Raw genomic sequence first — 26,852 nt, 5'->3', positions numbered from 1 at the left:
TTACCATTGCCGCCATGTCCCAATCGCTCGACGCCCTTCAGCCCTTCGTTGACCAGATCCGCCAAGCCGCTGCGCAGCGCACGCCGCTGCAGATCCGTGGTGGTGGCAGCAAAGACTTTGTTGGCTGTTTGCAACCCGCAGCTTTGTTGGACACCCGCGGTTTGACCGGTGTGGTGGACTACGCTCCCAGCGAGCTGGTGGTCACCGTAGCTGCAGGCACGCCTTTGTCAGAGCTCGAAAATCTTTTGCTCGCTCAAGGGCAGTGCCTGCCCTTCGAGCCGCCGCACTTCGGATGGTCCGGCAGTGCCAGCCAAGCCACCGTCGGGGGTATGGTGGCCAGCGGGCTGGCCGGCCCGGCCCGCGCCAGCGTGGGCAGTGTGCGTGACTATGTGCTGGGTCTCAAGCTCATCAACGGGCAAGGCGAGCTGCTCACCTTCGGGGGCCAGGTCATGAAGAATGTGGCGGGTTACGACGTGTCGCGACTCATGGCAGGCGCCATGGGCACGCTGGGTTTGATCACCGAGGTCTCCCTCAAGGTGCTGCCGCTTGCGCCCAGTGAGGCGACTTTGGTGTTCCCCCTGCCGCAGGCGGACGCACTCGAGCACTTGCACCGCTGGGGCGGCGAGCCCTTGCCCTTGAATGCCAGTTGCTGGGTGCATGACGCATCAGCAGGGCAGGCGGGGCGGGATCTGTTGTTTGTCCGGCTGCGGGGTGCTGCAGCTGCTGTGGAAGCGGCGTGCGCTCGCATGCTGAAAGAGGTGCCCGGGGAGCGTATGGACACTGCGCAAGCGGCTGCAGATTGGGCCTTGTGCCGCGACCAGAAGCTCCCTTTCTTCACCGCTGGAGGCCAAGCCGACTACGTGCTGTGGCGCCTGTCGGTCGCCCAGACTGCGCCGGTGCTGGACCTGCCCTGGCCCCAGCTGGTGGAATGGCATGGCGGCCTGCGTTGGCTCTGGGCGCCCTTGCAGGCAGGCGCACGCTTGCAGGCGGCCGCCAAAGCTGCGGGCGGAAATGCTACTGTTTTTGTAGCTGCTGGCGCAGATACTACGGGCGCCAAGTGCCAAAATCATTCGCAATCTGCGGGGCAGGGCGCTTTGCTCAAGCGCTTGAAGGCTGCATTCGACCCGGCCGGCATTTTCAACCCCGGTCGCCTCTACTCCGACTTCTGACATGCAAACCCACCTCGCCCCCGAATACCAGAATACCGCCGATGGCCAGGCCGCAGAAGCCATTCTTCGCAAATGTGTGCACTGCGGCTTTTGCACCGCGACCTGCCCTACCTACCAATTGCTGGGCGACGAGCTGGATGGGCCACGCGGCCGCATTTACCTGATGAAACAGGTGTTGGAGGGGCAAGAACCCACCCGCGCAACCCAGATGCACCTGGACCGCTGCCTGACCTGCCGCAACTGCGAAAGCACCTGCCCCAGCGGTGTGGACTACGGGCATCTGGTGGACATTGGCCGCAAACTGGTGGATGCCAAAGTGCCCCGCCCCGCTGGCGAAAAAGCCCTTCGTTGGGCTCTCAAGGAAGGCCTGCCGTCCCCCCTGTTCGGGCCGGCGATGAAGCTGGGCCAGCTGGTGCGTCCGCTCTTGCCCCAGACCCTGAAAAACAAGGTGCCGGTGCCGCAGGATGCAGGCGCCTGGCCCGCGCGGCCCCATGCGCGCAAAGCCTTGATGCTGGCCGGTTGCGTGCAGCCCGCCATGTCGCCCAACATCAACAGCGCCACCGCACGCGTGCTGGATGCGGCAGGCATACAGCCTGTCGTAGCCCCCGCCGCCGGTTGCTGCGGTGCGGTGAAATTCCACCTGAATGACCAGGACGGCGGCAAAGCCCACATGCGCGCCAATATCGATGCCTGGTGGCCCTACGTCGAGCAAGGCGTGGACACTTTGGTGATGAATGCTTCCGGATGCGGTGCCACGGTGAAAGACTATGGCCACATCCTGCGTGATGACCCCGCCTACGCAGAGAAGGCCGCCCGCATCAGCGCGTTGACCAAGGATTTGAGCGAGCTATTGCCGGAACTCGTGCCCGTGTTGAAACCACGCCTGCAGCTCGGCGCTGACACGCCTGCCTTGGTGTTCCACCCGCCCTGTACCTTGCAGCACGGCCAGAAGCTCAGGGGTGGCGTTGAGACGCACATGGACGCATTGGGATTTGCCGTGCGGGTAGCGGCCAACGAGGCGCACCTCTGTTGTGGGTCAGCCGGCACGTATTCGGTGCTGAACCCTGAAATTTCCTACCAGCTTCGTGACCGCAAGCTGGGCCACCTAGCACCTGCGGCCCACGAGGTCATCATCAGCGCCAATATCGGCTGCATCAGCCACTTGCAAAGTGGTACTGAAGCCGCAGTCCGTCACTGGATCGAGGTATTGGACGCAGCATTGACTTCCATCGGCTAGTCCTTGCTTTCATAATGCACGCTAGCGCCCCGACAAGAGGCGCCTGGTTTTCAACCAATTCAGGGTGCTTATGAATTCACACGACGACATCGACGATCCACGCCGTCAATGGCTGGTGCGGGCTCTCGCGGCTGGATGGTTCGGTGCGGCGTTGCCGCAAGCCATGGCGCAAGGCCTCAACATTTTTGGTAGCAAGCCGGCAAAATTGCCACCCGGTCAATCCATCTATGGAATCACCGGTGATGTACGGGTGAATAACATTCCCGCGACTCTAAGCACAACCATCAAGCCCGGAGATACGGTGCAGACGGGCAAGAGCAGCGAAGCGATTTTCGTGGTGAATACTCACGCCATGATTCTGCGAGGTGACAGCAAGCTGGAGATTGAGTCTCCGAGCACCGTACCGGATACATCTGTGACGGGGTATGTGATTGGCGGCTTGCGGATGTTGACGGGCAAGCTGCTCTCTGTGTCGCGCAATTCCCCGATGTCGGTCAAGACATCGGCCTCCACCATCGGCATCCGGGGAACCGGGTTTTATATTGAGTCCGATCCGGACCTCACCTATTTCTGCACCTGCTACGGGTCAACCGTGGTCCAAGCCAATGACGATCCGGAAAGCCGTGAGGAAGTCGTATCGCGTCACCATGACCGCCCGCTGTACATCGTCAAAGATGGTGGCAAAGGCAAAAACATCCGCAGCGCCCCGTTTGTGAATCACACCGATCAGGAGTTGGCACTGATAGAGACACTAGTGGGCCGGACCAGTCCCTTCGTTTTCTCGAAGGATAGCTATAGCGGCCCCCGGCGCTCGTATTGATTGCACAAGCAGCTATAAAAATAGTAGCGAAAGCAAAGGAAGCCTAAGCTCCCTTTGCTTTTTGGCAATGCCTATTCCGGGGCTCCGTTGAGTATCCAGGCCACAAACTTGTCGTAGTCTGTGCGTGCAGCGTCGCCAACTGCCGCTGAGGTGTTGAATCCAGTGCGAAGTCCGCCGTTGTGGTGGTTGCCGGAGGGCTTGCGCAGCAGGGGGCTGGCGACGATGTCTGTGAAATTGATGCGTCCGCGCACCTCGGTATAGAGCCAGCTGCGGTTGGTGGCGTCTGCGCCATTTCCGGTCCCCGCACGGTCGAAGTCGTCGTAATAGATGGGTGGAACGCCGGAGGTAGTGCTGATGTTCTGGCCGCTGACATGGCAGGAGATGCAATTGCCATTGATTCCCTGCTGCAAGACGGTCCGTATGTCGGGGTTGAAGCGCAAGGCTGCGGGGTCCCATGCCAGTGCGGGGTTCACCTCGAGGGTTAGTGTTTTGGCGGTGCTGGTACTGGTGGCGTTGGCGGTGACCAGCTGAACGGTGTAGGTGCCCGGGCCGCTGACAGTCAGCGTCGGGTTCGCTGCGGTACTGCTACTCAAGCTGGCCGTCTGACCGCCCGGCACGGAGGTAACGGTCCAGCTGTAGCTGGTGGAAAACAAGCTCATACCTGCGGACAGGGCTGGCGTCAGGGTCTTGACGACCCGGTCGGGGCCGGGGTCTGCGACGGCGCGCCCCGGTTTGATGGCCCCGCCGGAGAATCCTTTGGTGCTGAGGTAGTTGGCCATGGTGTTGTACATGTCCGGAGTGCTCCAGTGCTTGTCGTACACCAGCTTGGCCAAGGGCATGTTGCCACGGTCCACCACGTGGGCCCTGATGCGGTCCGCATAGCCGTCAAACGCAGTGAAATCTTCGAAATTGATGTCGGACTGGTTGCCGGTTCCCCGGATGCCGTGGCATACACGGCACGCCTGTGTCACCGTCTTTTTGTACAAATCCACTTGGCCGGCGGCGGTCCAACTGGTGGGTACATAGCTGTCCGTGGTTTCGCTGCTCGCGTTGGGCAGGCCATTGCCTCCGTAAATGTTTTTCAGGTGGGCCGCCGCAGCACCTTGGTATTCGTTGGGGTTGGCTACGCGCCTGCAGGTGTCCTCTGCAAAGCCAGTAGGTGTTGCCGTTCCGTTAGGTAGGTTGTGGCCGCAGAGCACCATCTGGTTGATGGTTTTGATTTTTCCCTCCAATGCAGCCCGTGTGTAGCCGGACAGAGTGGAAAAATCGAATGACGCGGGCTCAAACGCATGGAGCTGTGCGCCAACGTCCCCCCGCGCACCGGATGCGGAGTTGCTAATACGGGGAAACAGCCCGCTGGGTGTCAGTGGATCACCTCGTCCGCCGTGGCAAGAAATGCAGATCGTGGGCAGGGCTTTGTTGCCACGTCCGTCCAGGTTGGCTGCAGTGAGTCGTGCGCCGGTAATGGGGTCGTAGGTGTAGAGTTTGACGAACTTGATCGCATTGGGTGTAGGGTTGGACGCTCCACTTTCCACCACACTGAATTCAATGGCATTGGTGCCAAGGTGCCACTTGTTTTCGCCCACAATGGCTGCTTGCAAACTGAAGGTGGAGTAGCCCCCGTAGCCGCCAACCATGTAGTTTTCCACCACGAAGGCAATGTTTCCGGTGTTGCTGTCCCTGCGGGCTGTCATCTTCCTGCCGTACCCGAGGTCACGCTGGTCTCCGATGATGATGGTCTCTTCCGTGATGCCCGCGCCAGCAGTGCCGAAACCATTCTTGGCCTTGAACTTCGCCAGGGTGTCGCGTTCGTTGTTGGGGTCAATGGCTGCGTAGTAGGCGTTTGCATAGGCAACCGAGTCGACCTGCAGCGTACTGTTGCTCTGACGTTGGGGATTTGGAAAAAGGAGAAAGCTATCTGGTCCAGTGGTGGCTGCGGTGACCTTGGAGGTCGGATCAACATCTCCGCCCGAGCTGCTGCCACTGCCGCCTCCGCCGCAGGCTGAAAGCAAAGTGCCCAGCACGAAGGCTGCGCAGACGAGGGGGAGACGGGCGTTGAGTGTCGGCATGATCAGAAGCGCATCAGATAGCTGGCAGACAGCTGGTTGGCGGTGTAGCTGCGCGGAGAGCTGGCCCATGTGGGGCGGAGCGTGGGGGTAGATTCCACGTAGCGCCAAGAGAAATCCATGGAGTCTCTGGCCCCCAGTCCGATGTTGTAGCCAAGAGTTGCCAATACTGTGCTGCCTCCAAACCGGTAGCTGAAGAACTGGCCGCCCATATAGGCGTCGTCTTGGACCAAAACCTTGGCGAGCGTAATGTTCTCAAGTGATGAGAGCCCCGTGGACACGATATCGCCCTCGCGGTACTCACCGCTGAGGTACACAGTGGCGTTGTTCCTCAGGCTGTAGTCCAAGTTAAAGCGCAGGGCTGTATCCACGGTTTGGAATACGGAACTATTTGCATAACGCCGGTTGTTGGAAAGAGCAGCAAATATTGTGATTCGGTCTGTCAGGGGCCGCGAAGCCGTGAGGCCTGCAGCAAATTTGTAGCCGTCCCGCAGGCTAGATTGGTGTTTGAGCGCTGTGGCCTTGAAAAAGAGGCCATAAGTCGGGGTGTCGAATTCAGCGTCAGCTCGGTATTGGAGTGCAGTTTCCCCTGTCAGGTTGAGATTGCTCAAGCCGTTGTAGGTCTGAAACCGTTCTCCGCCTGCTGATCCTGTAAGCAACAGGCGGGAGTTTCCACCCAGGAAAAACATTCGGGTTTGGCTGGCATTGAAGGTGTAAATGCTGTCGGCACGGATATCGGAATTGAGTTTGGCGCGGGTAATGTTGTCATCCCAGGTGTACCCGGCATCCACTTGGATCTCGTTGCTGTCGTCAAAGTTTTGCTCTACGCCTTGAAGCAGATTCGGCAACCCTTTTGCACCAAGCTCTTTGATGAGCTTAAGCCTCAGTGCATAGCTGGACTCGTAACTTCCAACCTGGGTTAGTTGGTAGTCCAATCCGAAGGCCCATCCATCGCGGAAAAGGAATTCACTGCCAACCCCGAAAACTAAAGCACCTCGCTGGCTGCCGCTGGAGGCGATGGCATAGCGGGTGCCATTGATCTGGTCCGCATACGACATGGCCGCTTCACTCTTGTTGCTCAAGTCTTGCCGCCATTCCACCCGGGCTCGAGGTATCGCCCAGCCAAAGGAAGTCGCATGAGTAGACTCGCCGCGCAGGCCAAGCGTGCCTTGCAGTGCCGAGTTGGTTTGGTCGTAATAGGTCAGCGAATAACTGCCAGCTCCCGTCTCGGTGTTCTCTCCCAGTTTGTCAGTGGAAAAATCCAGTCGCACATAAGGCGAAATCATGTTGACCTTTTCACGGAACTCCAAACCCGTCCCCAACGATCCGAATAGTTGGTAGCCCTTGCGATTACTGACTGCATAGGCATTCGCAGCTGAAACGTAGCGGTTCATATCGAAGTCCAACATTCCCACACCCAGCATGCCTTGAACGTACCCGCGTTCACCAGTCATGTAATTGCCATAAACGGCCAGCGAATAACCCCTTGCTTGGTTGCGGGTGCCGTCGGTGCCGATGTTGGTGGTGTCCTGCGCATAGCCAATTCCCATACCCACAGTGAGTTTGTCACTCAACACGCGGTCTACTCCTACGCTGATTCCTTTGGAGTTGAAGTCGGATGCGCTGACAGAGCCATTTGCGTCACGCGCGCCAAAACTGATAACGCCCTCTGCCCAAACTTTGGGGCCGGGCAACATCCCCGAGGGCACTACCTCAGCAAAGCCCTGAGACAGACTCGCCAAGTTCACGGAGCGGTTTTGCGCGAAGTCACTTGCAAGGTTGTATAGCGGGTTCTGTGACAAACCGAGTTGGCCAGCTGCAACATTTACTGCGTTGCTCAAGGGGAGCGAAGCGGGGGTATTCGTCGCGGGCAATTGAATGGGATCGCTACTCCCAATTGAGCCCAGTTGCGACAGGGTATTGGAAGATTTGAGTACTACGCCGTCATTCCGGCTGGAGAGCGTTGTCAAGGCGACGCTCGGGCTATTGTTGAGGCGAATGTTGCGGGACGTGGCTTGTTGAACCAGTGCCTCCATATGCCTGCCAAAATTTGAGATCTGGCTTTGCATGATTTGTTGCGAGGTGTCTATTTGAGCGGCAATGATGGCCGTCGTCGCTTTGTCTTGCGTGGGATCAGGCCTTCCAGTCACAGTGATGTTGACCGCCCCTGCGCTGCTACTGGAGCCGCCCGAAAATTGGGCTACAGCAGTGAATACATCTGTTCCAAAAAAGTTGTTGACTGGTGTGTAAGTTGCATTTGTCCCGCTGATGGAAAGGGTGCCATGGGCTGGTTGAACCGATACGGTGAACCCTGAGGGGGACAAGGTCGGGAACATGCAGGCCTTGAGGTCAATCAGTTTCGCATTGTTGAGTGGTGTGCTGACAGAGCAAGGAGCAGGCGCTGGTGCACCCACGGAAAAATTCACGGTCACCGCTGCACTAGCGCCGACTGCGTTGGAGGCAGTAAACGTCACAGCAACGCTGCCGCTTGGCGTGTTGGGAGTGCCGGAAATGACCCCGGTAGAAGCGTTAAAGCTCAAACCGGCGGGAAGCGTCCCAGACGTTTGTGCAAAGCCCGTCAGTGGTGGATTACTTGCAGTGATGTTTATAGGTGTCATTGCTACACCCAATGCCAAGGCCGCAGTGGTCCCGTTAGTCGGGCTCGAAATCACGGGTACTGCGTTTGGTGAAATCGTGAAGGTTACCGATTGCGACCCGGTGACATTGCCGGAATTGGTAGCCCCCAAAGTTGCAACAAATACTCCGCTACTCGTGGGTATTCCGGATACCACACCGGTGTTGGTGTTCAGGCTCAGACCGGGCGGGAGGCTTCCGGAAACCAGGCTGTAGCCGGTAATGGGGCCATTGGCTCCATTGGTCGTGATCGAATATGCCGTTGCGTTCACTCCCACACTGCCGGAAGCAGTGACGCTGCTGGAAATGATGGGTGCACTGGTTGAGTTCACCCGCATTACAACTGTGAGCGTCCCGGTTCCTGACAAATTGGTGGCTCCCAAGACTACAGAGTAGTCGCCGCTGGATGTGGGTGTGCCAGTGATGGCGCCGGTGGAAGTGTTCACGCCAAGGCCGGGAGGAAGGCCGCTGGCACTGTAGCTGCCCGCAGTGATGGGTGGATTCGTGGCGTTGATCTGGTAAGTGCTGATAGGAGAGCCGACAGTTCCGACGACGGAAATGGCTGGTGAAGGGGAAAGAGCAGGGGACGTCGAAATAGCCGGTACACCGGCAGATGACACATTGATCGTAAACAACTGGCTCACCATGCCGGCACTGGTGGTCGCCTGTAGTGTGACCGGAAAGCTGCCTGCAACGGTGGGAGTGCCAGAGATCTGGCCGGTTGCACTGTTGAAGTTCAAGCCGCTCGGCAAGCTTCCTGACAAGTTGTATGCACTGGGCGAGGCCGGGTATGTGGTGATCTGAAATGGGGCAATGGCTACGTTCTGTGTATAAGTGACGGTAGCCCCATTGGTGATGCCCGCCACATCCAGCGCTAAGGTTTTATTGACTGTCCCGTTATTGACAGCTCCGTTGATGGTCGCACCCAAGCTCACCGAGAAGGCTCCGGTCACGGTCGGTGTTCCGGTGATCTTCCCGGTAGTACTGTCAATGTTCAGGCCAGCAGGCAGGCCGGAGGCGCTAAAGTTACTCGCAGTACCGTCGTTGGAAGTAACTTGGTACACGGGACTTCCGGCCGAATAGGCCTGCCCCTTGTACCCTGAGGCAGTACCGGCACTCGTGATCCCCAGAACGGTTACAGCAATGGTGCGACTGTCACTTCCGGCTGGATTCACCACGCTGACACTGAAGCTGTCTGAACCGGTAAAGCCTGATGTCGAGGTATACGCTGCCTGGTACACCATTGACGTGCTGGCACCGGATTGAGAAAAGCTGGTACTCCCATTGGTCGCGGAGGAACCGGTAACCCCGTTGGAATCCTGGGCTGTGCCGCTGGAACCGTTTGTAGCCAAAAGCGGGTAGACATCTTTGCTTGCCAATGCACCGGACCGCACGCTCATTGCCAAGGCTGGAGCACCGTTCGCAACAGAAAAAGCGGGCGCCTTGTACTGACCGATGTAGAGTGAAAGCAGAAACAGATCGCTGGCAGTTGGAATCGCGTGTGCCACGCCGAAAGACAGATACATTTTTCCGGCAGGGCTGGACAACGCCGAGGAAATAAAGGATGGGTTATTGGATCCGGTTAAATGATTCGGGTAGGGGTTTGATGAGGAGTTTGGCGCAACGGCGGCGTTCGAGATGTGGCATCCCGAGCATGCGCCCCAGCCGGAGATGGCGCTCTGGTAATAACTGCGGGCCGCGGCTACTGACTGGGCGTGCGCTATGGATCCGCTGCTGCCTATCACAAAGAACAGCAGGGCAAATCCCAACATATTGATAAATGCCGCTCGCCAACGATGGCTCAGTACACTGCTGCATAGCTCTGACAACGCAGAATCTCCCTACGACTTTGAGGTGTATCAAAGCGGGAATGTAGCGAATCAACCCCGTCTCGGGGCGCTTTGTGTCTGCTGAACTGCTGAACGGTTAAGCGGGTGTTGCGCCGCTTCAACAAACGGGCGGGTTCAAGGGTGAAGAGCCGCTTCGATGTCCTTGGCCAGGCTGGCGGGTGTGTCCGTCGGCGCATAGCGCTTGAGGACCTGCCCGTCCTTGCCGATCAGGAACTTGGTGAAATTCCATTTGATCGCCTTGATGCCCAGGAGACCGGGCGCCTCTTTCACCAGCCACTGGTACAGCGGATGGGCATCACTGCCGTTGACCTCAATCTTGGCCATCATGGGAAAACTCACGCCGTAGTTGAGTTGGCAAAACGAAGAGATTTCATCATTGCTGCCGCTGTCCTGGGCGCCGAACTGGTTGCAGGGGAAGCCCAGCACCACCAATCCCCGGTCGCCATATTCTTTGTGCAGATCCTCCAACCCGGCGAACTGCGGGGTGAAGCCACAAGCGCTGGCCGTATTGACGATCAGCATGGCCTTGCCTTCGAATTCCTTCAGTGAAACCGTCTTTCCCTGGATGGTCTGGGCTTCAAAGTCGTAAACGCGCGTCATAAAAACTCCTCGGTGGGCAAACTCCAATCTCAACCATACCAGTTGCGTAAAGAGCTTGTGCTGGCATGCCAATGCTGGGAAGATTTGTCATGGGGAAGGAGACCATGCTTGGAACCATCACAAGAGACCACCGGATTTCTCGCCCGCTGGCGCGCCTCGCAAGAGGCCAATCACCAGGTGCAGGGCGAGGCCACCATGGAGTCGTTGCGTCGCTTCCGGGGCGTGGCTTGTTTCACTGCACCCCTGCACGCCATTCTGGCGCTGGTGTTTGCGTCCTACTCGCCTCCCTCCGCGCATCCTGAATTGGCGCATTGGGCCGGTGCCCTGGTCGATGCCCAGCTGGCAGCGTTTGTAGGTGTGGCGATTGCCGGCTTGATGACGCACGCGCTGTTGCGCCGGCGGCAGCGCGCCAATGCTGCCGCGATAGCCCTGCAAATTGCGATATCGGCCTTGTATCTTTACTTCGGCGCCCATGTCACTTTGATCGATCTGGTGTTCAATGCCGGGGCCGGGTTGGCCAGCTACCTCATGATTTGCATCATGTTCGGTGTTCTCTCGCTGATGCGGCCGGCCATTTCCGTACCTGTGTTCGGCATGACGTACCTTGTGTTCGTATACATGCTGGAGCACGCATCGGTGAACCCATTGCAGCTCACGAGTCTGCATGTCATCGCGGCGGTTGCTCCGGCTTTGGCGTTGGTCACTGCGTGGATGAACTGGTCGCAATATGCCAAGTCGGTTCTGCTGCGCCGCCAGCTCAAACGTAGCAACGAGGCACTCGTCGTCCAGCAGCAGGAGCTCGCGTTTCTGGCGGACCACGACGCCCTGACCGGGCTCTACAACCGGCGCGAGTTCATCCGTTTGGCGCAGATGGAACTGCTCAGAGCCACCCGTGTGCCTTGTGAAACCGCCGTCATCATGGTCGACCTGGATTTCTTCAAGAAAATCAATGACCGCTATGGCCATCCCGGGGGCGATGCCGTGCTCAAGGCCACTGCCGCGTGCCTGAACCAGGCATTGCGCGCCACGGATACGCTGGCCCGCTTGGGAGGTGAAGAGTTCATTGTGCTGCTGCCGGCCACGGGCCGGGAGGGCGCACTGCAGGTGGCCACCAAGCTGCGGGATGCTGTGCGTAACACTGCCATCGAATTCGACGGCGGGCTGATTGCCGTTACTGCCAGTTTCGGGGTCAGCAGCGTTCCGGCGCAAAAGCACGGCACCGTTGATGCCATTTACGCCGCCGCAGACAGGGCCTTGTATGTGGCCAAACAACTGGGGCGTGACCGCGTGGAGTACGCTGCCCCAGAAGCCTCAGAGCTGCGACCCTAACCCCGTAGGCCCGGCGCTGCCAACTTCAATCAACCGTGCAGGTTGTCGTTGCGCGCGATGTCCAGCAGATGATTTACTTCGGCCGCGTGATCGCGGCAATTGCGCTCATGCCAGCGCTTGATGAGCCACATGAAGCCGGCCACCACAATGCCGAACGCGCTGATGGCGCCGAACGCCGACAGCCCCAAGCTGGTCGACAAGGCGTAGAACCCGCCCAAGCCCAGAATGCAGGCCTGCTCGTTGAAGTTCTGAACCGCGATAGAGCGGCCTGCGCCCATCAAGTTGTGGCCCCGGTGCTGCAGCAAGGCATTCATGGGTACTACCAAAAATCCGCCCAGGCCACCCAGCAGAATCAAGAACGGAGCTGCCACCCAGACGTTGTTGATGAAGTTCAGCAAGATCACCAGCAGGCCCATGGCAATGCCCAAGGGAATGACGTTCACGGCATGCTCCAAGCGCATCCGCAAAGAAGCCACCACCGCACCGACGGCGGTACCGATAGCCACCACGCCGACCAGCGCCGAGGCTTGGGTGACGCTGTAGCCCAGCGCCGCTGCGGCCCAAGCCAGCACGATGTAGCGCAGGTTGCCGCTCACGCCCCAGAACAGGGTGGTGGTACCCAGAGAAATCTGGCCCAGCTTGTCTTTCCAGAGTTTGCTGTTGCAGGTCCAGAAATCTGGCAGCAGGCTCAGCAGGTTCTTGGGCATGGCGCGCATGCTCACGCCCGTTTCCGGAATGCGGGTGTTGAACCAGGCGGCAATCAGGTACACAAAAATCAGAACGCCGATCGCTGCTTCCGGTGCGGTGTCAATGCTGGTGGTAATGAACGGGAAGTCAAATGACAGCAGCGCGCTCGAAATCATCGGGCCTACCAATTGCCCGCCCAGCAACACGCCCAGGATGATGGATGCGATCGTCAGCCCCTCAATCCACCCGTTGGCCTTGACCAGTTGGGAGGCGGGCAGCAGCTCGGTAAGGATGCCGTACTTGGCCGGGGAGTAGGCCGCAGCCCCCAAACCCACAATGGCATAGGCCATGAGCGGATGGGTGCCGAACAACATCAGCAGACAGCCTACGACCTTGATGCCGTTGCTGATCAGCATGACTTTGCCTTTGGGCATCGCGTCCGCAAAGGCGCCTACAAAAGGCGCCAATGCGACGTAAAACAACGCAAACATGGGTACCAGTGCAGCTTGCTGCCATTCCGGAGAACCGGAACTGCGCAACAACTGGACGGCTCCCACAAACAAGGCGTTGTCGGCCAGCGAGCTGAAAAACTGCGCTGACATGATGGTGAAGAAGCCGCGTTTCATGGGCGGGGTCAAGGCGTATTAGCGGGGCTAATGCGCAGGATATTGTTGTGAGTCTCCAAACGTGCAACGGTTATAGCACGGCAGGGAATGTCAAAATCTTCGCAGTCCCTTCTTGCCTCTCACTCCATGCCACGTCCCATACAAGCCACTATTCATACCCAGGCCCTGCGCCACAACCTCGAAGTCTGTCGCCGCGCTGCGCCGGATGCCCGTATCTGGGCCGTGGTCAAAGCCAACGCCTATGGCCATGGCATTGAGCGTGCTTTCGAGGGCTTGCGGGGGGCGGACGGCATTGCGTTGCTGGATCTGGAAGAAGCCCAGCGGGTACGCAACCTGGGTTGGCGCGGGCCCATCCTGTTGCTTGAGGGCGTGTTTGAACAACGCGACCTGGAGCTGTGCTCCCGCCTGGGGCTGTGGCACACCTTGCACTGCCAGGAGCAGATCGACATGCTGGCCATCCACAAAACCAACGAGCCACACCGCGTGTTCCTCAAGGTCAACTCCGGCATGAACCGTCTGGGCTTTCAGCCGGAGCAGGTGCGCTCGGCCTGGACCCGCCTGAACGCCTTGCCTCAGGTGGACGAAATTTCGCTCATGACCCACTTCAGCGACGCCGACGGCCCCAAAGGCATTGCCGGCCAGATGGCCGTGTTCAAGCAAGCCACTGACGACCTGCCCGGTGAGCGCACCGTCAGCAACAGCGCGGCCACCCTGCGCCATTCCGGCCCCGGCCTGGTATCAGACTGGGTGCGTGCCGGCATTGCCACCTATGGCAGTGCGCCGGACTACCCGGAGCATGACATCGCGCATTGGGGTCTGCAGCCCACCATGACACTTGCTGCAAAAATCATAGCTACCCGCGCATTGTCTGCGGGCGATACGGTTGGATATGGTTCCAACTTCACAGCCGACAAGCCCATGCGCATCGGTGTGGTGGCCTGTGGCTATGCCGACGGCTACCCCCGTATCTGCCCCACAGGCACCCCGGTGCTGATCAATGGCGTGCGCAGCCGCGTCGTGGGCCGTGTCAGCATGGACATGATTACCGTCGACCTCGACCCGGTGCCCCAGGCCGGCATGGGCTCCGAAGTCACTTTGTGGGGCCGCGCAGCCAACGGTGCGGTGCTGCCGATTGATGAAATTGCCTCGACGGCTGGCACCGTGGGCTATGAATTGATGTGTGCGCTCGCACAGCGGGTACCGGTGGTCGTGGCAGACTAGCCCCCCATGAAATATGTGCCTATCCCCATTGCCATGCTGGAAGTGGGCCGGCCTTTGCCTATCGACATCTGGAGCGATACCGGCCAGCTGCTCCTGAAGAAAGGGCAACCGGTAGTCTCCGAGCAGCACCGCGACAAGCTCCACGCCTTCAACGCCAGCTCCACGCCGGGCGACGCCATGGCCTGGCAGCGTGCCTACGAGCGCATGGTGCACGAGATGCTGCGCGACGGTGTGGATGTGCAAACCATTGCCAAAGCGCCTATGCCCTCCCGCATCCGCGAGGTGGACTATGTGGTGGGCACCCCGCTGAGCGGCGGCTGGCCGGATTTGCAGGACGTGCTGCGCGGCATCCTCTACCAAGGCGGCTTGGCCATCAACCCGCTATCCCGCCTCGACGGAATTGCCCGCAGCGTGCTCAAATTGCTGGCGGCTGATGCGGACGATGCCTTGTTTCGCCTGTTCCAGATGCTGGGCGACAACAGCCTGGGCTACTGCTCCACCCATGCGCTGCTCACCGGCGCCATCAGCCTGCTCACCGCGGAGAAACTGGGTCTGGACGCGAGCCTGCGTCGCAGCCTGCTGGACGCAGCCCTGACCCAGAATATCGGCATGGCACGGGACCAGGACAGTCTGTCCCGCCAGAACACGGCACCGTCAGAGTGGCAGCGCAAGCTGATTGCTGAGCATGCAAGCCTGAGTGCCGACACCCTGCGCAACCTGGGGTTGGAAGACGAGGACACGCTGGATCTGGTCCGCTGGCACCACCAACCACAAAGCATGGATGCTTTGCCCCGCAATCGCATGGCGCGTCGCGTGCTGGCGACGGCGGATGCCTTCGTCGCCAAAATGGCAGCCCGCAAAACCCGGTCGCCCTTGCCGCCGATTGCAGCCGCCAAGTCGATTTTTGCCGGCACCGAAGGAGACGCAGCCAATGTGGGTGCTGCGATGGCCACCACTACGGGCTTCTACCCCCCCGGCACGTTTGTCCTGATCGCCAATGGCGACACCGCGGTCGTTGCCCAGCGGGGCACGCGGGCCAATGCCCCCTGGGTGGTACCGGTGATGGACAAGAACAGCATGCCCGTGGTGCAGTACATCTGCCGCGACACCAACGACCCGGCTTGGGCTTTGGTGACGCCCCTGAACTTCCAGTCGGTGAAGATAGCCGTCAGTGCCGACCGGGTGCAGCGCGCCCGCAGCCGGCTGCCCAAGGCCTGATCAGGCACCCGGCGGGGTGGGGTCTTGGTGGCCTGCCCATTTCAGACCCGCGCAGGCCAGCAAGGTAAGCGCTACCAAAACTGCGCACACGCCCCATTGCTCTGCATTCAGTGCCGCGAAAGCCGCCAATTGCCGTATCCATGGTACGTACACCATGGCCAGCAACACACCCAGTGCCACCGCACATACGCCCCATAACACGCCATTGGGACGCAGCAGCCAGGCGCGCGGGTTCAGATGCGCGCTGCGGTTCATGAAGATCAGGCTCAGGTTGACCAGCAGCAGGGTGGCAAACGCCAGGGTGCGCGCATGCTCCGGGCTGGCATGGGCCAAGCCCCAAGCCATGGCACCCATGACCGCCATCAGGCCGACCACGCCCTGGGCCAGTGCCTGCCAGAGCGTGCCACGGTTCAGCAAAGCCGCCTTCACATCGCGCGGGGGCAGTTGCATGCCGCTTTGCTCGGCGGGCTCGTTTTCAAACACCATGGAGCAGGCCGGGTCTATCACCAGTTCCAGAAAGGCAATGTGCAACGGGAACAAGGCGGTCGGCCAGCCCAGCAGCACCGGCAGCAGCGCCATGCCGGCAATCGGCACATGCACCGCCAGCACATAGGCCATGGACTTGCGCACGTTGTCAAAAATGCGCCGGCCCAACCGCACTGCGGCAGTGATGGACGCAAAGTTGTCGTCCAGCAGCACCAGCGCGGCGGATTCGCGCGCCACATCGGTACCGCGCTGGCCCATGGCAATGCCCACATGGGCCGCTTTGAGGGCCGGGGCGTCGTTCACACCGTCGCCGGTCATGGCCACGATCTGTCCTTCGGCTTGCAGGGCCTTCACGATGCGCAGCTTTTGCACCGGCGCCACCCTGGCGCACACCCGGGTGTGGCGCATGCGCTCGCGCAAGGCTGCGTCGTCCAGCGTGTCGATGTCGTCGCCACTGAGCACTTCATCGGCCGCCGAGTTACCCGGCCCTGTGGCTGCGGTGAGGATGCCCGCGTGTTTTGCGATGGCAGTGGCCGTGCCCGGGTGGTCGCCGGTGATCATCACCACCCGGATACCTGCCTGCAAACACTCCGCCACCGAGTCGGCAATACCAAGGCGCAGCGGGTCTTCCAGCCCGATGAGGCCGAGCAGAGTGAAGTCGAAATCGTGCTCCTGCCCCGGCAGGGTGATGGTGCCCGCCGCCCCCGGCACCCGGCTGGACGCCACGCCCAGCACCCTTAAGCCCTGGTCTGCCAGCGCTGTAGCAGCCGCTTGGGCACGGGCCAATTCGACGGGTGGCAGGTGACACAGGTCGAACACAGCTTCGGGCGCGCCTTTGGCGGCCACGATGTGTGCATCGCCGTCATTGGCCGTCCACACATGCGACATGGCGCGCAGCTGCGGGCTCAGGCCGTATTCGCGCACGAGGGTCCAGTCGCGGTGCAGGTGCTCGGTATCTTGCAGGGTCTGGGCACCCAGCCGGTGGAAGGCCTGTTCCATCGGGTCAAACGGCTCCTCCACACTGGCCAGAATGGCGTACTCGGCCACGCGGTGAAACGCCTCCGGCAGCGCGTGGGGCTCGCCGTCAGGGAGGGCCAGAGTTTGATCTGCTGCCGTGCCACCATAGGCAAACAAGGCGGCCACCCGCATGCGGTTTTCGGTCAGGGTACCGGTCTTGTCGACACACAGCACCGAGGTCGCACCCAAGGTTTCAATGGCGGCCAGGCGGCGGGTCAGCACCTGCTGCTTGGCAAGCCGCCAGGCACCCAATGCCGGCAGCACGGTGAGGATGACGGTGAACTCTTGTGGAAGCAAGGCCATGGCCAGCGCGATCCCCGAGAGCAGTGCGGCGGTCCAGTTGCCGTGCATCAGTCCACTGGCCAATATCAGCAGCAAGCTGGCAGCAAACGCCACCACTGCCAGGCGTTTGACCAGCACGGTCGTTTGTTGCTTGAGCGGCGAGTCTTCCGGGCCGAGCCCGTCCAGCGCGCTGCCGATGCGCCCCATGGCCGACGCCGCGCCGGTGTGTTCCACCCGCGCCAGCCCGTGGCCGCGCACCAGCAGGGTGCCGCCGAAGAGGGCGGCGTCGCCCCCGGTGGCGGCCTTTTCAACGGGCACCGATTCGCCGCTGAGCATGGACTCGTCCGCCATCACATCGCTGCCGCTCAAGAGCGTGGCATCCGCGGCCACCCGGTCGCCCTCGGCCAGTACCAGCACATCGCCGGGCACCACGGTGCTGCCCGGCACGGCTTGGGCCTTGCCGTCGCGCAGCACCTGGGCCTGCGGGCTGGCGAGCTGGCGCAGGGCTTGCATGGCGTGTTCGGTTTTACCCTCCTGGTAGAGCGTGAGCGCCACCACCATGACCACCAGCCCGAGCAGAATGCCGCCCTCTTGCCAGTCACCCAGCAGTCCGTAGAGCACGGCCGCCCCCAGCAGTAGCAGGAACATGGGCTCGGTCAGCGTCTCGCGGGCGATGGCGGTCCAGCGCCGTGAGCCGGCGCCGGGCAGTGCGTTAGGGCCGTGCGTGGCCAGCAACTCGGCGGCCTGTACGTTGCTCAGTCCTTGGGACGCAGTGCTGTCGGCAGTGGGGGCCATTGTTTCAGGTGAAATTGGCATGTAGCCCTTGTGAAATGTGCGCGAGCAGCTCCTGATTTGGTAGCAAACTCCCGGGGCACTTTTCATCATGCTAGAGATGCAGGGCGTTGCCGTCTGTGATCTGGCGCATGGTCTGCGCAGTTTGGTATCTGTGGTTTTGTACAGTATTATTCCCGCCATGGCCAAAGACAAAACCATCTACACCTGCAACGAGTGCGGCGGCACCAGCCCCAAGTGGCTGGGCAAATGCCCGCACTGCAACGCCTGGAACACGCTGATCGAATCCGTGGCCAGCAGCGATGGCCCGGCCAAAAACCGCTTCGCCTCGCTGGCCAAGACGGCCGAGGTCACGGTGCTCTCCGACATCGAAGCCCAGGACGTGGAGCGCACCCCCACCGGCCACGAGGAACTGGACCGTGTGCTGGGTGGTGGCATGGTGGAGGGCGGCGTGGTGTTGATCGGCGGCGACCCCGGCATTGGCAAGTCCACACTCTTGTTGCAGGCGCTGGATTCGCTGCAGCGCTCCGGCAAGAACACCCTCTACGTCACCGGCGAAGAGAGCGGGGCGCAGGTCGCGTTGCGCTCGCGCCGCCTGGGGCTGGACCACTCGCAGGTGAAAGTGCTGGCCGAGATTCAGCTCGAAAAAATCCTCGCCACCCTGGAGGCCAACCGCCCGGACGTGGCGGTGATCGACTCCATCCAGACCGTGTACTCCGAGCAGCTCACCAGCGCGCCGGGCTCCGTGGCCCAGGTCCGCGAGTGCGCAGCCCACCTGACCCGTGCGGCCAAAGCCAGTGGCACCGCCATCGTGCTCGTGGGTCATGTGACCAAAGAGGGCGCTCTGGCCGGCCCGCGCGTGCTGGAGCACATGGTGGACACGGTGCTGTACTTTGAGGGCGACACGCACAGTCAGTTCAGGTTGGTGCGCGCCATCAAAAACCGCTTTGGTGCGGTGAATGAGATTGGCGTGTTCGCCATGACCGAAAAAGGCCTGAAGGGCGTGAGCAATCCGAGCGCCATTTTTCTGAGCCAACACGCCGAGCCGGTGCCCGGCAGTTGTGTGATGGTCACGCTGGAAGGCACCCGCCCGTTGTTGGTGGAGATTCAGGCGCTGGTGGACATGGGTGGCCCGTCGCCACGGCGCTTGAGCGTGGGCTTGGACAAAGACCGCCTGGCCATGTTGCTGGCGGTGTTGCACCGCCACGCGGGCGTGGCCTGTATGGACCAGGATGTGTTCATCAACGCGGTGGGCGGCGTGCGCATCGGCGAGCCGGCGGCTGACTTGGCAGTCATGCTGTCCATTACCTCCAGCCTGCGCGGCAAGCCCTTGCCCAAAGGCTTTATCGCGTTTGGCGAAGTGGGTCTGGCCGGGGAGGTGCGCCCCGCGCCGCGTGGGCAGGAACGCCTGAAGGAAGCCGCAAAGCTCGGTTTCACCATGGCCGTGGTGCCCAAGGCGAATGCGCCCAAAAAACCGATTGAGGGCATGACCATCCACGCGGTGGAGCGGGTGGAAGAAGCCATGAATGTGGTGCGCGGCTTGACCTGAGGCAATACGCCCCGGCCCGCAACTGCCTACACTGCAGGCATGCGCTGGCTGAACAAACTGCCTCAATCGATCCGCTCAGCCTCCGGGCTGGAGTGGGCCTTGTGGCGCAAACTGCCGCTCATTGCCCTGGCGGGCACCGCGCTGCCTTTGTTGGGGCTGGCGCTCTACCACGCAGGCGTGGATGCCGGTAACCCTGCAGAGGCGCGGGCGCTGCAGCTGGCGGATTTCATCGTGTTCGGGGTCATCGTGTTCCACTGGACGCTGGTGATCACCGCAGCCATCGGGTGCGTGGTGGTCATGGTGATGAAGGGCCCCGCCTATGTGGCTGACGGGCTGGACGTCAGCCACAGCGAGCAACCGCGCGCCGACCTGTAGCGCGCCGCAGCGCAGCGCTTAAGACCTGCTTAATCTTCGCGGGCCACCATGCAGGTCATGGAGGTCACCATGTCACTCATCCCCGTTACAGCAGTTGCTGCAGCCCGCTTTGCAGCGCGCACGCTGGCATTCGCTACCGTCCTTGCCGTCACCCAGGCTGGAACTGCCTGGGCCGGCACCCCGCAAGAGCAGCTGGGCACCTTGAGCGCCCAAGCAGGCCGCAGCCCGAATGGGGCGCAGGGCCAGCAGTTTTTCAATGCCAAACATGGCCGCGAATGGAGCTGCGCGTCCTGCCATAACGCCCAGCCCACGGGCGAGGGTAAGCACGCGAATACGGGCAAATCCATCTCCGCGCTTGCGCCCGCTTTCAACCCCGAGCGCTTCACCGATCCCGCCAAAAGCGAGAAGTGGTTCCGCCGCAACTGCAATGACGTGCTCGCCCGCGAATGCACGGCCGCCGAGAAAGCCGATGTGCTGGCCTGGCTGATGAGCCTGAAGCGCTGAGTTGTGCCCCTTCGCAAAGGAATAACTATGAAAAACAAGCCCCTGACGCTCGTCCGATATGCGCGAGCAGCTATGAAATGGATAGCAATAGTGCTGCTGGCCGGCGCTGGCCTGGCGCGCGCAGACAGTCCGCAGCGCGTTACGCCGCTACCCAAGTACCAGCAGGAGTGCGCCGCTTGCCACTTGGCGTATCCGCCCGGCATGCTGCCCGCCGCATCGTGGAAGCGACTCATGGGATCGCTGTCCACCCATTACGGTACCGATGCATCACTCGACGAAGCCAGTGTGCGGGACATCAGTGGCTGGCTGCAAACCCATGCCGGTACGTACAAGCGGGTGTCTGAAGAGCCGCCGCAAGACCGCATCACCCGGTCGCAATGGTTCGTGCGCAAGCACAACGAGGTGGATCCGCAAATCTGGAAGCAGGCGGCTGTCAAAAGCGCTGCCAACTGTGCGGCCTGCCACAGCGCGGCCGACAAGGGCAGCTTCCGCGAATCCGAAATCCAATTTCCCAAAGGCCTGGACGCGCGCTTTCGCCGCAACTGGTCTGATTGATGGAGAGTTAAGTTCATGTCTTCCACTTCATTGCCCGGCCCGGCAGCCATGGCCTCTGCCGGAAACCCCGTCCCCGCCACGCGTAGCCGCCGCATCGTGGATGCGCCCACCCGGGTCTTCCATGCCTTGTTTGCACTGTGTTTTCTGGGCGCGTACCTCACCGCGGAGGGTGAGGCTATGCGGCTCTTGCACGTCACGCTGGGTTACAGCATGGCCGGCTTGCTCGTGTTCCGGTTGGTGTACGGCTTGGTCGGGCCCCGCCATGCGCGCTTGAGCCTGCTGGCAGGCAAGCTCCGGTCGTTGCCGCAATGGCTGGCATCCGTGGCCCACGGCACCTCAGACCGGGCCTGGGCTGCGGTGAACTGGCGCCAAGGGCAGAACCTGGCGCTTGCGGTGGCGGTCGTCGCCTTGATGGTGCTGGTGGTGCCGCTCACGCTGTCGGGCTACGCCACGTACAACGAATGGGGCGACTGGCTGGGAGACGTGCACGAACTAGCCGGCAATGCATTCCTGGTCGTGGTGCTGGCGCATGTGGGCATCGTGCTCTTGCTCAGCCTGCTGCGTCGCAAGAATATGGCGATGCAAATGGTGCACGGCCGCGGGCAAGGGCCGGGCCCCGACTTGGTGAAACGCAACCACGCGTGGCTGGCGGTCTTGGTACTGGTTGCGGTGCTGGGCTACTGGAGTTGGGAGTGGCAGCAGTCCCCTAACGGCTTGATCTCTGCGCAGGCTGTCACTGACCTCCTGAGCGGGCGGGAGTCCGGCGATTCCGATTGAGCAACAAGCAAGAGTTACGCGCGCTCGGTGCGTGCAAAATGACAAGGCGCACTCCCTGTGCCACTCCCTGAGTTTTGATGGAATGACCCATGCGTATCCTGCTGGCTGAAGACGACTCCATGCTGGGCGATGGCCTGCGCGCCGGCCTGCGGCAGATGGGTTTTCAGGTGGACTGGGTGCGCGACGGCGTGGCCGCCGAGCGCGAGCTGCGCGCCGTGGACTACGTCGCTGCAGTGCTCGATCTGGGCCTGCCCGGCAAAGATGGCATGGAGGTGCTGCAGGCCCTGCGCGCCGCACGCAACACCACCCCCGTGCTGGTGCTCACGGCCCGTGACGCGGTGCCCGACCGCATCCGTGGGCTGGACGCCGGTGCAGACGACTATGTGCTCAAACCGGTGGATCTGCACGAGCTGGCTGCGCGTCTACGTTCACTGGTACGCCGCTCGCACGGGGTGGCGCAAGACATGTTGCAGGCCGGCGCGCTGAGCCTGGACCCGTCGGCCCGGCAAGTCACGTGGATGGACGAGGCCGTACCGCTGTCTACCCGCGAATTTGATTTGCTGCATACCTTGATGCGCAGTGCCGGCCGCGTGCTGTCGCGTGAGCAGCTGGAGCAGCAGATGTACAGCTGGGGCCTGGAGGTCGAGAGCAACACCATCGAAGTGCATATCCACCACCTGCGCCGCAAGCTGCAGGCAGATGTCATCCAGACCGTGCGCGGTGTGGGCTACATGCTCAACCCCAAAGCAGGCATTTGACGATGATGCGCCTGCACTCCATGCAACTGCGCCTGCTGGCCTATCTGTCGGCCGGCGTGGCACTGGTCTGGCTGGCTGCTGCGGCCTGGACCTGGGTGGACGCCCGGCATGAACTCGATGAGCTGCTCGACAGCCATCTCACCCAAGCGGCCGCTTTGCTGGTGGTGCAGCAGTCGCATGTGGACGATGAGGCGGACGACGAGGAAGCGCCTGTTCTGCACAAATACGCACCGCGTGTCGCGTTTCAGGTCTTCCACGAAGGCGTGTTGGTGGCCCGCTCGGGCAACATCGGAACGACGCCCATGAGCCGCGAAACCCGCGGTTTCGACACCGTGGCCCTGGACAACGGCGAACGCTGGCGGGTGTTTGCCACCCGCGGCAGCAAGCGCGATATCCAGGTGTATGTGGGTGAGCAACTCGATTCGCGCAACGGTATCCTCAAGGCCGTGTTGCGCGGCATGTTGCTGCCGTCGATGCTGGCCTTGCCACTGTTGGCAGCCCTGATGTGGTGGGCTGTGCGCAAAGCCATGGCGCCCTTGGATGCCTTGGGTCAAAGCTTGCGCAGCCGCGCCCCGGACAGCACGGTGCCGGTACCCCGCGACGACTTGCCCACGGAAATGCGGCCCATGGTCGATGAGCTCAATGCCTTGTTGCAACGCATCGAGGGCATGGTGGCGTCAGAACGCCGCTTTACGGCCGATGCGGCCCATGAGCTGCGCACGCCCATCGCCGCCATCCGCACCCAGGCCCAGGTGGCCATGGGCGCGGTGGATGATGCGGACGAGCGCCGCCATGCCCTGCAAAACACCCTGGCCGGATGCGACCGGGCGGCCCGACTTGTCGACCAACTGTTGACCCTGGCGCGGTTGGACGCCCCCGTAGCCGCTGCTGCCACCGGGCCTACCGATCTGAGTGCCCTTGCCCGCAGTGTGGCAGCCGACATCGCTCCCCAGGCCTTGGCCCAAGGACAGGATCTGGAGCTGCAAGCGCCCTCGGCCTGCATGGTGGCTGCCGATGAAACCCTGCTGCGCATGCTGCTGCGCAACCTGCTGGACAACGCGAGCCGGTACTCCGGCCCCGGAGCGAGCATTTGGGTGGAAGTGACGGCCTCCGGCGGCATGGCGCATTTGACGGTACAGGACGGCGGACCCGGCTTGACGGATGCGGAGATGGCTCGCTTGGGCGAGCGCTTCTTCCGGGTACTGGGGTCGGCCCAAACCGGTAGCGGCTTGGGCTGGTCCATCATGCGGCGCATTGCCGAGGCTACGGGTGCCCGCGTGCAACTCGGCCGTTCAGGCACGCTGGGAGGCCTGCAAGTCCAGGTGCGCTGGCCACTGGCGACAGTGGGATAAGACCCGATTTTCGGCAGGGCGTCTCCTGAAAGGACCGCGGAGCCTGCCAGAATTACGCATGTTTTTTCAAAAAATCCAACGTTTCGTGATCCCCTTGGCTGCGCTGGCGGCCTTGGTCTTGAGTTACCGCCACTACAGCTGGCCGGGTGTGGCCCTGGTGGGCGGCGCTCTGGTGATGTGGCAGTTGCTGCATTTCACCCGCATGTTGCAGGTGCTCAAGCGGGCGGCCAACCGGCCCATCGGACATGTGGACAGTGCCGTGATGCTGCACGCCAAGTTGCGCCCCGGGGTGCCCCTGCTGCACGTGGTGGCCATGACCCGCTCGCTGGGCCAGCTCGAATCCCCCAAAGACACCCAGCCGGAGCGCTTCCGTTGGTCCGATACCTCCGGCAGCAGCGTGTTGTGCGTGTTTCTGGGTGGCAAGTTGCAAAGCTGGGAGCTGTTCCGGCCCGAGCCGCCAACGACTGAGGAGGCGGCAGGAACCCCGGCGGCCGCGGCTGTGGACGTCGCCCCGTAAAATCTTCTTTTTTGCAAAACCTGCAACCGAATTACTTCAAGGACACCCCGATGAGCGTACTACCTCCCTCCATGTCTGATCGCGACGGAAAAATCTGGATGGATGGCCAGATGGTCGAATGGCGTGATGCCAAGATCCACGTGCTGAGCCATACGCTGCACTACGGTTGCGGTGCTTTTGAAGGTGTGCGTGCCTACAACACCGTGAACGGGCCGGCCATCTTCCGCCTGCAGGAGCACACCGAGCGCTTGTTCAACAGCGCCAAGATTCTGCGGATGGCCATTCCTTTCACCCAGGAACAAGTCAACGACGCCCAGTGCGCCGTGATTCGCGAGAACAAGCTGGAATCCGGTTACCTGCGCCCCCTGACTTGGATCGGCGACAAGAAGCTGGGCGTGTCCCCCAAGGGCAACACCATCCACTTGATGGTGGCCGCATGGGCATGGGGCGCGTACCTGGGCGAAGAGGGTATGCGACGTGGCATCCGCGTCAAAACCAGCAGCTACACCCGCCACCACGTCAACATCACCATGACGCAAGCCAAGGCGGTGAGCAACTACACCAACTCCATTCTGGCCAACATGGAAGCCACAGATGATGGCTACGACGAAGCCCTGCTGCTCGACAGCTCCGGTTTCGTGTCCGAAGGTGCTGGCGAAAACATCTTCGTGATCAAGAACGGCGTGATCTACACCCCTGACTTGTCCGCTGGCGCCCTCAACGGCATCACCCGCAACACCGTGTTCCACATCGCCAAGGACCTGGGCCTGGAAATCGTGCAAAAGCGCATTACCCGCGATGAGGTCTACATCGCTGACGAAGCCTTCTTCACCGGAACCGCTGCAGAAGTGACCCCTATCCGTGAACTCGACCGTATTGAGTTGGGCAAGGGCGACTATGTGGGCAGCCGTGGCCCGATCACCGAAAAAATCCAAACCGCGTTCTTTGACATCGTCAACGGACGCAATCCCAAATACGCCCACTGGCTCACGAAAGTCTGATCATGTCCAAAGCTGTTGTTGAACTCCTGGCCAAAGACCTGAACCACCAGGGTGGTGTGTTTTGCCCCAGCCCGGTGGCAGGCATGCAAACCTGGAACACCCACCCCAAGGTCTACCTCGACGTAGGCCGCGCCGGCGAAGCCAAGTGCCCTTATTGCGGCACGGTGTACAAGCTGAAGGACGGCGAGCATTTCGACGGACATCATTAAGGCCCTGGTCATCGCGCCCCAATGGATAGGGGACGCGGTGATGACAGAGCCGCTGCTGCGTCGCTTGGCGGCGCGGGGCGAGCGCATCACGGTGGTGGCGGTGCCTTGGGTGGCACCGGTCTACCGTGCCATGCCCCAGGTCGCCGAGGTCTTGGTCCTGCCCTTTGCGCGCGGAGGCGTGCAGTGGGCCGCCCGCCGGGCGTATGCCGCTGCCTTGCGCGGCCAATTTGCCAAGGCCTACGTCTGCCCCAACTCCCTGAAAAGCGCGCTGATCCCGTTCTGGGCAGGCATTCCTGAGCGCATCGGCTACACCGGCGAGCTTCGGTTCGGGGTGCTGAACCAGCGCCTGCCCAATCCGTCTGAGGGCAGCCGTCCGCCCATGGTGGCGTTTTATTCCGCCCTGAGTGGTGAATCCGGCGTGGATGCAGACCGGCCTGCTTTGCAGGTGGCAGCAAATGCCATTGCCGCCGTGCTGGCGCCGCGTGGCTTGCAGGCGCAGGGCTTCTATGTGGTGGCGCCTGGTGCCGAGTACGGCCCGGCCAAGCGCTGGCCTGCCACCCACTTTGCATCCATGGTCACACGGCTGGACAAGCCTGTCCTGCTGCTCGGCTCCGCCAAGGACGACGCGGTGTGCAACGAGATCGCGGAGGCGGTGAACGCCGTCCGCCCCGGCCACTGTGTGAATCTTGCCGGACGCACCAGCCTGGACGAAGCCGTGGCGCTGATTGCCGGTGCCCATGCGATGGTGAGTAACGATTCCGGCCTCATGCATGTGGCTGCGGCATTCGGCGTGCCGCAGGTCGCGATCTTCGGATCCTCCAGCCCGCTGCACACGCCGCCGCTGAATCCGGCCGCCACAGTCTTGTGGCTGAAGAACGACCCCTCCTACCAGCCCCCTCTGGATTGCGCGCCCTGCTTCAAGCGGGACTGCCCGCTCGGCCACACCCGATGCCTGAACGACATCACCCCGGACAGGGTGCTATCGGTTTTGTAGCTGCCCGCGCATATTCCATGAGCGCCAGATCCAGATTTGGCACAAAAAAAAGCCACCCGAGGGTGGCTTTATAAAGTCCCCGGAGGGACGTCGTTGGAACCTGTTGAAGGAGGCCTATGCTTGGTCTTCTCTTCTATCCTTGTGAACTGTGACAGCAGCTGGGATGAATTTTCGTGCGGCGTCGCACAAAGCGGTATCCCCCATTCGGGTGAATTTGCACACTTTGC

22 protein-coding genes are annotated in these 26,852 nt (G+C 61.6%); 17 read left to right on the top strand and 5 right to left on the bottom strand.

What is annotated here, in order from left to right; translation table 11 throughout:
- Nucleotides 1–14: 14 nt before the first annotated feature.
- From glcE to ACOAP0_RS08810, 3 genes are all read left to right on the top strand, one after another.
- Complete coding sequence (glcE, locus tag ACOAP0_RS08820) at nucleotides 15–1,169, top strand: glycolate oxidase subunit GlcE (RefSeq protein WP_498374830.1); 1,155 nt, start codon at nucleotides 15–17, stop codon at nucleotides 1,167–1,169.
- Nucleotide 1,170: 1 nt separating this feature from the next.
- Nucleotides 1,171–2,406: a glycolate oxidase subunit GlcF gene (glcF, locus tag ACOAP0_RS08815; protein WP_498374829.1), complete on the top strand. Its 1,236-nt coding sequence runs from the start codon at nucleotides 1,171–1,173 to the stop codon at nucleotides 2,404–2,406.
- A gap of 70 nt (nucleotides 2,407–2,476) precedes the next feature.
- Nucleotides 2,477–3,226 (top strand): FecR family protein, encoded by a 750-nt coding sequence (locus tag ACOAP0_RS08810; protein WP_498374828.1) that lies wholly within the window; start codon nucleotides 2,477–2,479, stop codon nucleotides 3,224–3,226.
- Nucleotides 3,227–3,297: 71 nt separating this feature from the next.
- On the opposite strand, the gene ACOAP0_RS08805 is transcribed toward ACOAP0_RS08810, so the two are convergent.
- The 3 genes from ACOAP0_RS08805 to ACOAP0_RS08795 form a co-directional block, all read right to left on the bottom strand.
- Nucleotides 3,298–5,295, bottom strand: a complete 1,998-nt coding sequence (locus ACOAP0_RS08805) for a hypothetical protein (protein ID WP_498374827.1) — start codon at nucleotides 5,293–5,295, stop codon at nucleotides 3,298–3,300.
- 2 nt (nucleotides 5,296–5,297) lie between these two features.
- Nucleotides 5,298–9,452 (bottom strand): autotransporter domain-containing protein, encoded by a 4,155-nt coding sequence (locus ACOAP0_RS08800; protein ID WP_498374826.1) that lies wholly within the window; start codon nucleotides 9,450–9,452, stop codon nucleotides 5,298–5,300.
- A 438-nt stretch (nucleotides 9,453–9,890) separates the two neighbouring features.
- Nucleotides 9,891–10,376 carry a glutathione peroxidase gene (locus tag ACOAP0_RS08795; RefSeq protein WP_498374825.1) on the bottom strand — a complete coding sequence of 162 codons (486 nt, stop codon included), beginning with the start codon at nucleotides 10,374–10,376 and terminating at the stop codon, nucleotides 9,891–9,893.
- A gap of 108 nt (nucleotides 10,377–10,484) precedes the next feature.
- Between ACOAP0_RS08795 and ACOAP0_RS08790 the strand changes: the two genes are divergently transcribed.
- Nucleotides 10,485–11,705 carry a GGDEF domain-containing protein gene (locus tag ACOAP0_RS08790; RefSeq protein WP_498374824.1) on the top strand — a complete coding sequence of 407 codons (1,221 nt, stop codon included), beginning with the start codon at nucleotides 10,485–10,487 and terminating at the stop codon, nucleotides 11,703–11,705.
- Between the two features lie 29 nt (nucleotides 11,706–11,734).
- Here ACOAP0_RS08790 and lplT read toward each other — a convergent pair whose 3' ends face one another.
- Nucleotides 11,735–13,018, bottom strand: coding sequence for a lysophospholipid transporter LplT (lplT, locus tag ACOAP0_RS08785; RefSeq protein WP_498374840.1), 1,284 nt, complete (start codon nucleotides 13,016–13,018; stop codon nucleotides 11,735–11,737).
- 126 nt (nucleotides 13,019–13,144) lie between these two features.
- Here lplT and alr point away from each other — a divergent pair, with 126 nt between their 5' ends.
- Nucleotides 13,145–14,239 carry an alanine racemase gene (alr, locus tag ACOAP0_RS08780; RefSeq protein WP_498374823.1) on the top strand — a complete coding sequence of 365 codons (1,095 nt, stop codon included), beginning with the start codon at nucleotides 13,145–13,147 and terminating at the stop codon, nucleotides 14,237–14,239.
- A gap of 6 nt (nucleotides 14,240–14,245) precedes the next feature.
- Nucleotides 14,246–15,457: an HD-GYP domain-containing protein gene (locus tag ACOAP0_RS08775; RefSeq protein ID WP_498374822.1), complete on the top strand. Its 1,212-nt coding sequence runs from the start codon at nucleotides 14,246–14,248 to the stop codon at nucleotides 15,455–15,457.
- Here ACOAP0_RS08775 and ACOAP0_RS08770 read toward each other — a convergent pair whose 3' ends face one another.
- Complete coding sequence (locus ACOAP0_RS08770; RefSeq protein WP_498374821.1) at nucleotides 15,458–18,037, bottom strand: cation-translocating P-type ATPase; 2,580 nt, start codon at nucleotides 18,035–18,037, stop codon at nucleotides 15,458–15,460.
- A 178-nt stretch (nucleotides 18,038–18,215) separates the two neighbouring features.
- Here ACOAP0_RS08770 and radA point away from each other — a divergent pair, with 178 nt between their 5' ends.
- The 11 genes from radA (at nucleotide 18,216) to waaF (ending at nucleotide 26,625) form a co-directional block, all read left to right on the top strand.
- Nucleotides 18,216–19,583, top strand: a complete 1,368-nt coding sequence (gene radA / locus ACOAP0_RS08765) for a DNA repair protein RadA (RefSeq protein ID WP_498391515.1) — start codon at nucleotides 18,216–18,218, stop codon at nucleotides 19,581–19,583.
- Between the two features lie 39 nt (nucleotides 19,584–19,622).
- Nucleotides 19,623–19,958 carry a hypothetical protein gene (locus tag ACOAP0_RS08760; protein WP_498374820.1) on the top strand — a complete coding sequence of 112 codons (336 nt, stop codon included), beginning with the start codon at nucleotides 19,623–19,625 and terminating at the stop codon, nucleotides 19,956–19,958.
- Between the two features lie 69 nt (nucleotides 19,959–20,027).
- Nucleotides 20,028–20,462, top strand: a complete 435-nt coding sequence (locus ACOAP0_RS08755) for a DUF1924 domain-containing protein (protein WP_498374819.1) — start codon at nucleotides 20,028–20,030, stop codon at nucleotides 20,460–20,462.
- 27 nt (nucleotides 20,463–20,489) lie between these two features.
- The gene (locus ACOAP0_RS08750; protein WP_498374818.1) at nucleotides 20,490–21,017 is read left to right on the top strand and encodes a diheme cytochrome c; all 528 of its coding nucleotides are present in this window, start codon (nucleotides 20,490–20,492) and stop codon (nucleotides 21,015–21,017) included.
- A gap of 15 nt (nucleotides 21,018–21,032) precedes the next feature.
- Entirely contained in the window at nucleotides 21,033–21,794 is a 762-nt protein-coding gene (locus tag ACOAP0_RS08745; protein WP_498374817.1) for a cytochrome b/b6 domain-containing protein, read from the top strand.
- Nucleotides 21,795–21,883: 89 nt separating this feature from the next.
- A complete protein-coding gene (locus ACOAP0_RS08740) occupies nucleotides 21,884–22,552 on the top strand; it encodes a winged helix-turn-helix domain-containing protein (protein ID WP_498374816.1) in 669 nt (222 codons plus the stop codon).
- 2 nt (nucleotides 22,553–22,554) lie between these two features.
- On the top strand, nucleotides 22,555–23,904 hold the full coding sequence (locus ACOAP0_RS08735; RefSeq protein ID WP_498374815.1) for an ATP-binding protein: 1,350 nt from the start codon (nucleotides 22,555–22,557) through the stop codon (nucleotides 23,902–23,904).
- 58 nt (nucleotides 23,905–23,962) lie between these two features.
- Nucleotides 23,963–24,421, top strand: coding sequence for a glycerate kinase (locus ACOAP0_RS08730; RefSeq protein WP_498374814.1), 459 nt, complete (start codon nucleotides 23,963–23,965; stop codon nucleotides 24,419–24,421).
- 50 nt (nucleotides 24,422–24,471) lie between these two features.
- Nucleotides 24,472–25,422 carry a branched-chain amino acid transaminase gene (locus ACOAP0_RS08725; protein WP_087495534.1) on the top strand — a complete coding sequence of 317 codons (951 nt, stop codon included), beginning with the start codon at nucleotides 24,472–24,474 and terminating at the stop codon, nucleotides 25,420–25,422.
- Nucleotides 25,423–25,424: 2 nt separating this feature from the next.
- Complete coding sequence (locus ACOAP0_RS08720; RefSeq protein ID WP_087495533.1) at nucleotides 25,425–25,631, top strand: zinc-finger domain-containing protein; 207 nt, start codon at nucleotides 25,425–25,427, stop codon at nucleotides 25,629–25,631.
- A complete protein-coding gene (gene waaF, locus ACOAP0_RS08715) occupies nucleotides 25,624–26,625 on the top strand; it encodes a lipopolysaccharide heptosyltransferase II (RefSeq protein WP_498374838.1) in 1,002 nt (333 codons plus the stop codon). The genes ACOAP0_RS08720 and waaF overlap by 8 nt, the downstream gene beginning before the upstream one ends.
- Nucleotides 26,626–26,852 lie beyond the last annotated feature (227 nt).

This window comes from Curvibacter sp. Hmag1.1 (assembly GCF_059769165.1).
The sequence above is the reverse complement of the archived record's forward strand: the minus strand, read 5'-3'. Positions and strand labels throughout refer to the sequence as shown.

Excerpts from the sequence above, each read along its gene's own strand:
- ACOAP0_RS08800 (WP_498374826.1), bottom strand. The coding sequence starts at position 9,452 with ATGTATCTGTCTTTCGGCGTGGCACACGCGATTCCAACTGCCAGCGAT.
- glcF (WP_498374829.1), top strand. The coding sequence starts at position 1,171 with ATGCAAACCCACCTCGCCCCCGAATACCAGAATACCGCCGATGGCCAG.
- ACOAP0_RS08775 (WP_498374822.1), top strand. The coding sequence starts at position 14,246 with ATGAAATATGTGCCTATCCCCATTGCCATGCTGGAAGTGGGCCGGCCT.
- lplT (WP_498374840.1), bottom strand. The coding sequence starts at position 13,018 with ATGAAACGCGGCTTCTTCACCATCATGTCAGCGCAGTTTTTCAGCTCG.
- ACOAP0_RS08750 (WP_498374818.1), top strand. The coding sequence starts at position 20,490 with ATGAAAAACAAGCCCCTGACGCTCGTCCGATATGCGCGAGCAGCTATG.
- ACOAP0_RS08770 (WP_498374821.1), bottom strand. The coding sequence starts at position 18,037 with ATGGCCCCCACTGCCGACAGCACTGCGTCCCAAGGACTGAGCAACGTA.
- ACOAP0_RS08745 (WP_498374817.1), top strand. The coding sequence starts at position 21,033 with ATGTCTTCCACTTCATTGCCCGGCCCGGCAGCCATGGCCTCTGCCGGA.
- ACOAP0_RS08810 (WP_498374828.1), top strand. The coding sequence starts at position 2,477 with ATGAATTCACACGACGACATCGACGATCCACGCCGTCAATGGCTGGTG.
- ACOAP0_RS08735 (WP_498374815.1), top strand. The coding sequence starts at position 22,555 with ATGATGCGCCTGCACTCCATGCAACTGCGCCTGCTGGCCTATCTGTCG.
- ACOAP0_RS08720 (WP_087495533.1), top strand. The coding sequence starts at position 25,425 with ATGTCCAAAGCTGTTGTTGAACTCCTGGCCAAAGACCTGAACCACCAG.
- ACOAP0_RS08805 (WP_498374827.1), bottom strand. The coding sequence starts at position 5,295 with ATGCCGACACTCAACGCCCGTCTCCCCCTCGTCTGCGCAGCCTTCGTG.
- alr (WP_498374823.1), top strand. The coding sequence starts at position 13,145 with ATGCCACGTCCCATACAAGCCACTATTCATACCCAGGCCCTGCGCCAC.
- ACOAP0_RS08725 (WP_087495534.1), top strand. The coding sequence starts at position 24,472 with ATGAGCGTACTACCTCCCTCCATGTCTGATCGCGACGGAAAAATCTGG.
- ACOAP0_RS08760 (WP_498374820.1), top strand. The coding sequence starts at position 19,623 with ATGCGCTGGCTGAACAAACTGCCTCAATCGATCCGCTCAGCCTCCGGG.
- glcE (WP_498374830.1), top strand. The coding sequence starts at position 15 with ATGTCCCAATCGCTCGACGCCCTTCAGCCCTTCGTTGACCAGATCCGC.
- ACOAP0_RS08740 (WP_498374816.1), top strand. The coding sequence starts at position 21,884 with ATGCGTATCCTGCTGGCTGAAGACGACTCCATGCTGGGCGATGGCCTG.
- ACOAP0_RS08730 (WP_498374814.1), top strand. The coding sequence starts at position 23,963 with ATGTTTTTTCAAAAAATCCAACGTTTCGTGATCCCCTTGGCTGCGCTG.
- ACOAP0_RS08795 (WP_498374825.1), bottom strand. The coding sequence starts at position 10,376 with ATGACGCGCGTTTACGACTTTGAAGCCCAGACCATCCAGGGAAAGACG.
- ACOAP0_RS08755 (WP_498374819.1), top strand. The coding sequence starts at position 20,028 with ATGTCACTCATCCCCGTTACAGCAGTTGCTGCAGCCCGCTTTGCAGCG.
- radA (WP_498391515.1), top strand. The coding sequence starts at position 18,216 with ATGGCCAAAGACAAAACCATCTACACCTGCAACGAGTGCGGCGGCACC.